This is a genomic window from Rhizobacter sp. (genome assembly GCA_021153565.1).
Classification (GTDB): domain Bacteria; phylum Pseudomonadota; class Gammaproteobacteria; order Burkholderiales; family Burkholderiaceae_C; genus Albitalea.
In genome coordinates, this window is the sequence record JAJKJU010000130.1 from 1 (window position 1) to 8,138 (window position 8,138).

Annotated in this window: 5 protein-coding genes and 3 pseudogenes; 4 read left to right on the forward strand and 4 right to left on the reverse strand. The window is 63.2% G+C overall.

Translation table 11 applies throughout. From position 1 onward, the window contains the following. Nucleotides 1–101: 101 nt before the first annotated feature. The 3 genes and pseudogenes from AC30NL_RS07985 to AC30NL_RS07995 form a co-directional block, all read right to left on the reverse strand. Nucleotides 102–751 (reverse strand): annotated as a pseudogene (locus AC30NL_RS07985) (sterol desaturase family protein); the annotation flags it as partial. Beyond that, nucleotides 748–1,854, reverse strand: coding sequence for an FUSC family protein (locus tag AC30NL_RS07990; RefSeq protein WP_489463476.1), 1,107 nt, complete (start codon nucleotides 1,852–1,854; stop codon nucleotides 748–750). The pseudogene AC30NL_RS07985 and the gene AC30NL_RS07990, both read right to left, overlap by 4 nt. Further along, complete coding sequence (locus AC30NL_RS07995) at nucleotides 1,851–2,357, reverse strand: MarR family winged helix-turn-helix transcriptional regulator (protein WP_489463477.1); 507 nt, start codon at nucleotides 2,355–2,357, stop codon at nucleotides 1,851–1,853. The genes AC30NL_RS07990 and AC30NL_RS07995 overlap by 4 nt, the downstream gene beginning before the upstream one ends. 206 nt (nucleotides 2,358–2,563) lie before the next feature. On the opposite strand from AC30NL_RS07995, the pseudogene AC30NL_RS08000 reads away from it, so the two are divergent. Then, nucleotides 2,564–2,826: pseudogene (locus AC30NL_RS08000) on the forward strand (DDE-type integrase/transposase/recombinase); the annotation flags it as partial. Nucleotides 2,827–2,953: 127 nt separating this feature from the next. On the opposite strand, the gene AC30NL_RS08005 reads toward AC30NL_RS08000, so the two are convergent. Continuing rightward, nucleotides 2,954–3,346, reverse strand: coding sequence for a nuclear transport factor 2 family protein (locus AC30NL_RS08005; protein WP_489463478.1), 393 nt, complete (start codon nucleotides 3,344–3,346; stop codon nucleotides 2,954–2,956). Between the two features lie 861 nt (nucleotides 3,347–4,207). Between AC30NL_RS08005 and AC30NL_RS08010 the strand changes: the two genes are divergently transcribed. From AC30NL_RS08010 to AC30NL_RS08020, 3 genes and pseudogenes are all read left to right on the forward strand, one after another. Next, nucleotides 4,208–4,999 carry a hypothetical protein gene (locus tag AC30NL_RS08010; RefSeq protein WP_489463479.1) on the forward strand — a complete coding sequence of 264 codons (792 nt, stop codon included), beginning with the start codon at nucleotides 4,208–4,210 and terminating at the stop codon, nucleotides 4,997–4,999. Nucleotides 5,000–5,010: 11 nt separating this feature from the next. Continuing rightward, nucleotides 5,011–5,856: a GNAT family N-acetyltransferase gene (locus tag AC30NL_RS08015; protein WP_489463480.1), complete on the forward strand. Its 846-nt coding sequence runs from the start codon at nucleotides 5,011–5,013 to the stop codon at nucleotides 5,854–5,856. A gap of 83 nt (nucleotides 5,857–5,939) precedes the next feature. Continuing rightward, nucleotides 5,940–7,589, forward strand: a pseudogene (locus AC30NL_RS08020) (ISL3 family transposase). Nucleotides 7,590–8,138: the final 549 nt, after the last annotated feature.

The window sequence follows — 8,138 nt, forward strand, 5'->3', positions numbered from 1 at the left end:
GAAGGCGCTCGATGACCTTGCGCAGAGTCGATGATGCGAGCTGGATGTGAAGCGGTGACATGCGATGCATTCTCACCGAGACGGCTTATTGCGACAGAGCCGGTGCCAAACAACCTGTCGAACACGATCAGCACGCCGCCGAAGTTGGCATCCAGGTATTCGACATTGGCAGCGTGATGAACGCGGTGTGCGGACGGCGTGTTGAGCACATATTCAAGCCAGCCGAGCTTGGGGATCCACGTGGTGTGAATCCAGAATTGGTAGATCAGATTCAATACCAGCGTCGCCAACACGAGCGCTGGCGAAAAGCCCAACCACACAAGTGGCACGAAGAAGAGCATGCTGCCGCTCAAGTGGTCCAGCACGCCTGTACGGTAAGCGGCTGCGAGGTTAAGCTGGTTGGGCGAGTGATGCACCGCGTGATTCGCCAGAACCAGCGCATGCGATGCGAGGCGCGGTGGTACCAGTAATAGCAGAACTCCTGCCCGATGAAGAGAAGCGCGATCGCCATCCATGAGTCAAGCGCGATGCTGGTCAGTCGATGCGCCGCCGCGAATCGGAGCACCGGCGTTGCGATCGACAACGGCAGCACGATCAGGATCACATGGCGCGCAACCATGTCGAAGAGGGACACGCCCAGCGCCTTCCAGTCGTAGCGTTCCTTGCAGGCCAGGATCACCGCCTCGATGAGCGAGGCCAGCACAACGGTCGCTAACGCGATCACGATGAGAAGCTTGTTGAAGGCATTCATGCTTCGGGCTCCAGTTGTTGTCGTTCGGACTGCTGCTCGCGCGGCAAGGCCCCGTTCTCGGACACTCTTGGCGCACAACGGCACAGGCGCTGCAGATCGTCGAGCAACAGGCGCAGCGGCGCGGCCAGCAAGGCGGTGGATGTGCATGGGGAGGCGTCGCCGACGGCGCCGCTCGCGTGGCAGGCGGTGAGTCGTTCGAGAGCAACCAGATCCGGCTGGCCGCGCCCCGCGACGACATCAGCGACGTTTGCGATCGCACCGCTCGCGACCTCGGCGACATCACTCGACACGCGATCGTCACTGCGCTTCGCACGGATTTGCAGTATCCGTCTCAGCACCACTGCATCCTGGGAAATGCCGCGTGTGAGCTCTGCAATTCGCCGATAAAAACGCGCATCGACCGACGCGATGCCTCGCCGAAAGAGACGCGACTCCCGATCCGCGCTGCTGGCAAGCAGGTTCAACCCGCCAAGCGCGGCGTGTATCGCGGCTGTGGCGGTCTCTGCCTCGGCTTCGGTGGGCGGGGTGTGAACGGCCGCCGGCTGTAGTCGCGCAGCCGTGCTTCGAAGGTGCGCAGCGCAAGCTGCCTGAAGGCGCTTGCACGCGCGATGCCGCGACGACAGGAGCGCGATGCTCATAGCGACGCCGACCCCGATGACAATCTGGACCACGCGCAGCATGGCCACCAGAAGTGCGGAGTGGCCAGCGATGTCGCCGGAACCCAAGACGATCAATGCTGCGACGGGTGCACTTCGCAAAGCGGGTGCCGCTGCGCTGACGAAAGCAAGCGCCGATACGATCAACAGGGTCGCAGCAAGCGGATTGGCCCCGAGATGCTGCGAGTACACGCCGAGCAGCCCACACAGGGCACCGGCTATCGTCCCGAGCACGCGCTCCCAACCGGCGTCGAACGTCGACCCCGTGTGGGGCCGCATCACGATCAACGTGCTCATCACTGCCCAGAACTGCTCGGGCAGGCCGATGGTCATCGCCACGACGTACGCGATGACCACCGCTGAAGCCAGTTGCAGGCCGTGGTGCCGGCTCTGCGTGTCGAGCGAAAACTTACGCAACAGGTCAAGTGCACGGCGGGCGTGGCTCATGATCGCCGCCTCCTTTGCCTTGCTGGAACTGGCAGATCTGGCGGCACTCCTTCGGCCGAGGTGCCAAAGGCGTCATTGATGCGTTCGAGTAGTGCGCAGGCCTGCGACAGCAGCGCCCGCTCGTCCGCAGCCAAGCTGGCCGCGATGACGCCGGTCAGCGACGCATCGCCCGCCTGCACCGCAGCACCCAGGCGTCTCTTGCCCTGTGCCGTCAGGCCAAGAAGTGATTGGCGGCCGTCGGATGCGTGCGCCTCGCGAGCGAGCCATCCGTCGGCCTCGAGTTCGGCCAGTAATCGGGTGAGCGACTGGAGTTTGACCCCTTCTTGCGCAGCGAGATCGGTCGGCGTCATCGCGCCATCACGGTGCAACCGCCCGACGACACTCAGCTTGGCGACGCTGAGGCCATCTTGCTGAAGCCCCGAGCGCAATCGGCGCGCGAGCATGAAAACCGCGTGGCGGAGTTGGATGGCGCATTGCGCTGCATCGGGGGCGGATTTGCTCATGCGGTTAATTCTAAGATTTGCCTTAGCAATATACTAAGGCAGATCTTAGAAAATTCAAGCCGTCTCATCCAAAGCCGCGCCATGCCGATCGGTGAGGATCGCCCATGCCGCCTTATCGGGTTGGCGCCAATGATCACCGCGCGGTCGCGATCCTCCTGATTCAGTCGTGAAGGAGAGTGAATCAAACCGTGGGAGGCCCCAATCACGCCAACGCCGCTGCCGTACATGGCTTGGTGGCCGACGGCGGGGTGGCCATCGAGCTGCGTCAGTCAAGGTACTTGAAAACCTCATCGAGCAGGATCATCGGGACGATCAAACGCATCGTGCGGCCCATGCTCGGCTTCAAGGACATCAACTGCGCGCGCAAGCTGATCGCTGGAATCGAAACGATGCACATGGTCAAGAAGGGGCAGCTCGGCGGCCCCCAAAGCCAAGCCTTGTCCGCTCCGACCAGTTCTACAGCCTTGCCTTCTGCTGCCAGCGCCTCGCATCGGCCTTCGCTCGCCACGACGCCCCTTATCGCGACAGAACCAATTGATCAGCGCAGCGTCTGCTTAGATTAGACCTGTGCTCGCGATGCAAAAGAAAGCATTCCTTCATGCTTCTTCAACCACCGTGCCTTGGTGAAAAACGATCACCCAACCGTGTGACGCCCGACGCCAAAGTGTTGCACGTCGAGTAACGCGCGAACCTTGCCGCAGCATGTATGTGAGTAGGTAGTTGTTTGACGCGACCTCTTGGCAGTAGAACTCCTCGGTTTTCCATTCGTCGTCGTAAGGCTCTGAGTACCTGTGTTCCAGGGTGTTCAGGACGCACTCTTTCCCGTACGTCCGGCCCGACGCTCCTACCTCCCAGAATTCTTCAGCCATCATGGCCTCGAAAGCGGCACGTGTTCTCCCGTGTTCAGCTCGGTGGAAGATGGGCTCCCGCTCCACAAGCTCCTGTTGGACGCGGAGCAAGGCATTGGCAGTCTGACGTTTCGGTTCCATACGTGGCAGAGCAGATGTGAGAGGCCTAGACAAGATGGCTTGGTGAATTCGGGCGGCTCGACCCCTGCAACAACGGAGGTTGCACGCCAAAGGTGTGCCGAGCTACATCAATGCACCGGACCGGTGGTCGTCCGGGTCGTTGCGAATTTGCAAAGGGTCGAGCCATGGAGAAATCTATCACCTTGCATGTCGGGTCGGACGTGCACAAAGACAGCATTGACATCGCCACTGCGGACATCGGACGCGACGGCAAAGTTCGCCACGTGAGCCGCATCGCGGGGATCTCGCCTCGCTGGACAAGGCACTGCGCAAGCTCACCAGCAAGGGCGACCATCTGCACGGGGTCTGCGAGGCCGGACCCTGCGGGTTCGTGATCACCGCGCGGTCTGCGATCCTCCTGATCCGGTCGTGAAGGCAAACCGTGGGAGCCCCAATCAAGTAGCTTGGCGCGCATGCGACGAGTTCGCGCCCATTGAGATCAGCAACTCTGACCTGCGCCAGGGTTCCACCTGCTTGGTCTCCTTCTTATTGGCGGGGTGGCGACGTTAGCGGGGAGACATCGATTGCACAAGGTGTTCTCGACAGAACCCCCGGGCCGGTGGGGCTGTCGAAAATCCATGCAATCCGATGGGCCGCAATTCCAATGATGCTGGCAAATCGGTCAATGCACGGCGCGGTACGCCCAGAGCGCTCGCTCCGCTCAGGCCCGTCTGACACTCGATCTGAGTGCGCCACGCAGCAAACCATTTGCACATGTTCGACCATCAAGTAACAACCGCCAGGTGGACCGGCACGTCACTCGGGTGGTAAGAACGGGGCTGGCTGCGACAGCCTGAATCGACAGATAGACAGGGAGTTTTCATGAGTCCAAAGTTGATCTCGCACATCCTCCTGTGGGCAGCCCTCACATCCACGGTCTTCGCGGCAGACTGGCGTGACTACTCTGTGGGGACGATCGGCACGCTGCAGTACGACGCTGACTCATATCGCAAGGATCCCGGGAGCCGGCATGCGACCATTGACACGCGCAGCATCCCGTCCCAGCCAGGTCACCTGAACGACGGACGGGCATATAGCCGCATCGAGGGACGGACGACGATCGACTGCGACCGCCGTGAGCTGAACACCGTCGAGCAGCGATACGTGGATGCCAACCAGCAGGTGCTACGAAACGTTGCGTCCCCCACGCCTCCGTCACCTATCTTCGCGAAGCCGGATGCCGGCAACTGGGTGCGCTTCGTGATCTCCGTGTGCCAACTCGAACTGCGAGGGGTGGGCGCTGAATCAACGCAGCGGCGCTGGGTTCACTACCTCGAAAACGAACGCGGCGCCCTCTACTTCGACTCGGCCGGCATCAAAGCGATCGCGCCATACGAGGACGCCCATGTGCGCCTCTATTACCTGGGGGGAGCCCAAATGCCCAACGGCGAGAAGGTTGATCTATCGGAAGCCGACTGGCTCATCGACTGCCGCAACAAGCAGGGCGCGGTCGCTGAGGAAAAGAAGATTCGCGTCGAGGCAGGTCAAGGGAAGGTCGTTGCTTCGATGAAAGCGGACGTGAAAAACATGCCGTTCGCCTTGCCTGAGCCAGGGACGCTGTCGGCGCTGTTCACCGACTCGCTTTGCAGTGGTGAGCTGTCGCGGTCTCGCTGACGGTCTTGCGAATGGACTGCACGATCCGAACCATGCGCCCGGACGAGATGGAGATCGCGATCGAGTTCGCTGCGCTCGAAGGGTGGAACCCCGGCCTGCACGACGCTGCATGTTTCCATGCGGCCGACCCCGGCGCCTTCTTCGTCGCAGAGTGCCTCGGGCAGGTCGTGGGCTGCATTGCCGCAGTCTCGTATGCGGGGTGCTTCGGCTTCATCGGCCTGTACATCGTTGCACCGGCCTGGCGTGGGCAAGGCATCGGGCGTCGCCTCTGGGCCGGCGGTATCGCTCGTCTGTCGGGGCAGGTGGTCGGGCTCGACGGCGTGCCGGCGCAGCAAGACTACTACCGCCGCAACGGCTTCAGCCTTGCATGGCAGAACGTTCGCTTCGCGGGAATGGCCCAGCGCACCGCCCACACCGATCCCGCTCAGATCGTGCCGCTCGGCGCCATCGACTTCGCGTCGCTGTGCGTCGACGACCGGCGTATCTTTCCCGCGCCGCGCGAGACCTTTCTGCGATGCTGGATCGCTATGCCCGATGCGACGGGACTGGCTTGGCTGGAGCACGGGCGAGTCGCCGGATGGGGTGTGATCCGTCGTTGTCGCGAGGGCCACAAGATCGGTCCACTCGTGGCGGACCGACCGGCCATCGCGAACGCCCTTTTCGTTGCACTGTGCGAGAGCGTGCCCTGGCGCGATACCGTGTTCCTCGACGTTCCCATGCCCAACGCCGATGCACTGGCTCTGGCGCAGGCTCAGGGGTTGCACAGTGTCTTCGAGACATGCGCGCATGTATGCGGGGCCGGCACCTGCCTGCGAACTCCAACGAGTCTACGGGGTCACGACATTCGAACTGGGTAGTTAAACTGGGTCTTCCGCACTTTGTGTGACGGCCTGCTGGAAGGCTTGAGGCGGGCTGAGTCGACCCCATCTTGCTTGGCATCATGGTGATGTTGGTCGACGCGATGGACCGAGTTCTCGCGCAAGTGGGCAAGCGCGTGGTCCGCTGTGCCGACCGAGGAGGCACGATCACGGTGGAAGCCTGCAGTACGGTGCGCGCCGCACCGTGTCCGAACTGCCGAAGCTGGAGTTGCCAGCTCCACGGAAGGTATGTCCGTCACTTGGCCGAGCGCCTGGTGCTCGACCGGCGGGTCGTCCTTGCGGTCGAGATGCGGCGCTTCAGGTGCTTGAACGCCACCTGCCCTCGTCGCACCTTTGCCGAGGACGTCTACGCGTTGGCCGGCCGACATCAACGTCGAACGCGCTCGCAGGCCAAGGCGCTGCAGGCGCTTGGCCACGCTCTCGGCGGGGAGGCGGCGGCCCGGCTTGCCGCATCGTTGGGTTTGCACAGCAGCGCCGACACCGTGCTGCGCGAACTGTGCCGGGCCGCGCCAGGGAGGAAACGACCTGCGCCGCGTGTCGTTGGCATCGACGACTGGGCGATCAAGCGCGGCCACCACTATGGGACGATCGTCGTCGACCTGGAGCGCCGCGAACCCATTGCAGTGTTCGCTGGCCGGGAGGCGGCGATCGTGACGGCATGGCTACGTGAGCACCCATCCATTCGGATCGTCGCCAGGGACCGCGCCGGTGCATATTCCGAGGCCGTGCACACCGCGCTGCCCGCGGCCAAGCAGGTGTCCGATCGCTGGCATCTGCTGTGCAACCTGCGCGACAACGTCGAGAGGATGCTGCATCGCCTGGGACCACAACTGCGGCAAGCCGCGCATCAGGTCGTGGTGGAGGGTGTGACACTGGGTCGTCAGGGGGCGCCGCGCGGCGCTTGCCTGCGGGGATGGAACGCCTGAGCGATGACCGACGCGCTGCCCGCCTGGCGCTCTACGAGAAGGTGATGGCGCTTCGCGCTCAGGGTCGCTCGATGAAGGCCATAGGGCGTGACTTGGCGATCGACCATCGAACAGTGCGCAGGTTCGTCACCGCCGGCAGCTTTCCCGAGCGGGCGGCCAGGACACGGGGTGTGACGCTACTGGATGCCCATCGCAGCCTACATCGAGGATCGAGTCGGCCAAGGCTGTCGCTGTCCGCGGCGGATCTGGCAGGAAGTGCGGGGTCGGGGCTACACCGGCAGCCGTGCCGCGGTGCAGGACTGTGTGACCCGCCTGCTCTTCCCTCAAGGCAAGGCCGCGCCGGTTCAAGCCCCGGTGCGAACGCTGCCGTGCCCGTCGGCGCGACGCGCATTCGGCTGGATGGTGGGGTGGAGAAAGTTCGCGGGCAACGAGCCCAAGAGCGCCGCCCACGAAAGCTTCGTGCAGGCGTTGTGCAACATCGAACCGGTGGTCGCTGAGGTTCGAAGCCTCGCGCGCCAGTTCCTTGGACTCATGCATCGTAGACGGCCGCACGAGTTCGATCGCTGGTTGAAGCGCTTGTCGAAATGCGCCGCTGTGGAAATGCAGAGCTTCGCGGCAAGCCTGCGAGCCGATCTGCCCGCGGTGCGAGCGGCCTTCTCATTGCCGTGGAGCAACGGTCAGACGGAAGGGCACGTCAATCGCCTGAAGTTCCTGAAGCGGCAGATGTACGGGCGTGCAAGCGTGGAATTGTTGCGACTGCGACTGCGGGTGCTGGGTCCGAACTGAGACGCACTACAGCAAGAGCGCACCGGCCTCACGGTATATCCGACGATCTCAAGTTGAAGCCGGTGCCGCCTGCAAAGAATTCCCAGCTCAATTGGCCGCTGTGACTGCTCGCGAGGTTTCCCCGTAGCTGAGCTCTGGCATCCTCCATCGCACAAAGTGCGGAAGACCCACTTTTGCCTCGCGACGGAAGGTCCTCGGGCCCGCGAGCGCGGGGCAGGCTCGTTCCGGACTGCCAGAAGCGGGGGGCAAACAAATACGCCACCCGGCCCCTTTCGCTTGCATGCACACCGCTTCGCTCTCGCCCGTTGTGCGAGACCGGTCGATCGCTACCATGCGTACTTGGCCGTCTTCAGCCGTCGCTCCGCCCGATCAAGGTGATCAATCTGCGCTGGAGCAGCGCACCCACCCGTAGCCAGAGTGACCCAGTATGCTTCCCCGGTTTCCCAGTGCATCCAGTTCTCCCAGTCACCTGGAACAAAGCAGCCCCCAGCCGCCGAGCCCGACGCTTCGACCAGCAGGCACCACCGGTGCGACAACGCGTGCGCCTCA

Excerpts from the sequence above, each read along its gene's own strand:
- AC30NL_RS07990 (WP_489463476.1), bottom strand. The coding sequence starts at position 1,854 with ATGAGCCACGCCCGCCGTGCACTTGACCTGTTGCGTAAGTTTTCGCTC.
- AC30NL_RS07995 (WP_489463477.1), bottom strand. The coding sequence starts at position 2,357 with ATGAGCAAATCCGCCCCCGATGCAGCGCAATGCGCCATCCAACTCCGC.
- AC30NL_RS08005 (WP_489463478.1), bottom strand. The coding sequence starts at position 3,346 with ATGGAACCGAAACGTCAGACTGCCAATGCCTTGCTCCGCGTCCAACAG.
- AC30NL_RS08010 (WP_489463479.1), top strand. The coding sequence starts at position 4,208 with ATGAGTCCAAAGTTGATCTCGCACATCCTCCTGTGGGCAGCCCTCACA.
- AC30NL_RS08015 (WP_489463480.1), top strand. The coding sequence starts at position 5,011 with ATGGACTGCACGATCCGAACCATGCGCCCGGACGAGATGGAGATCGCG.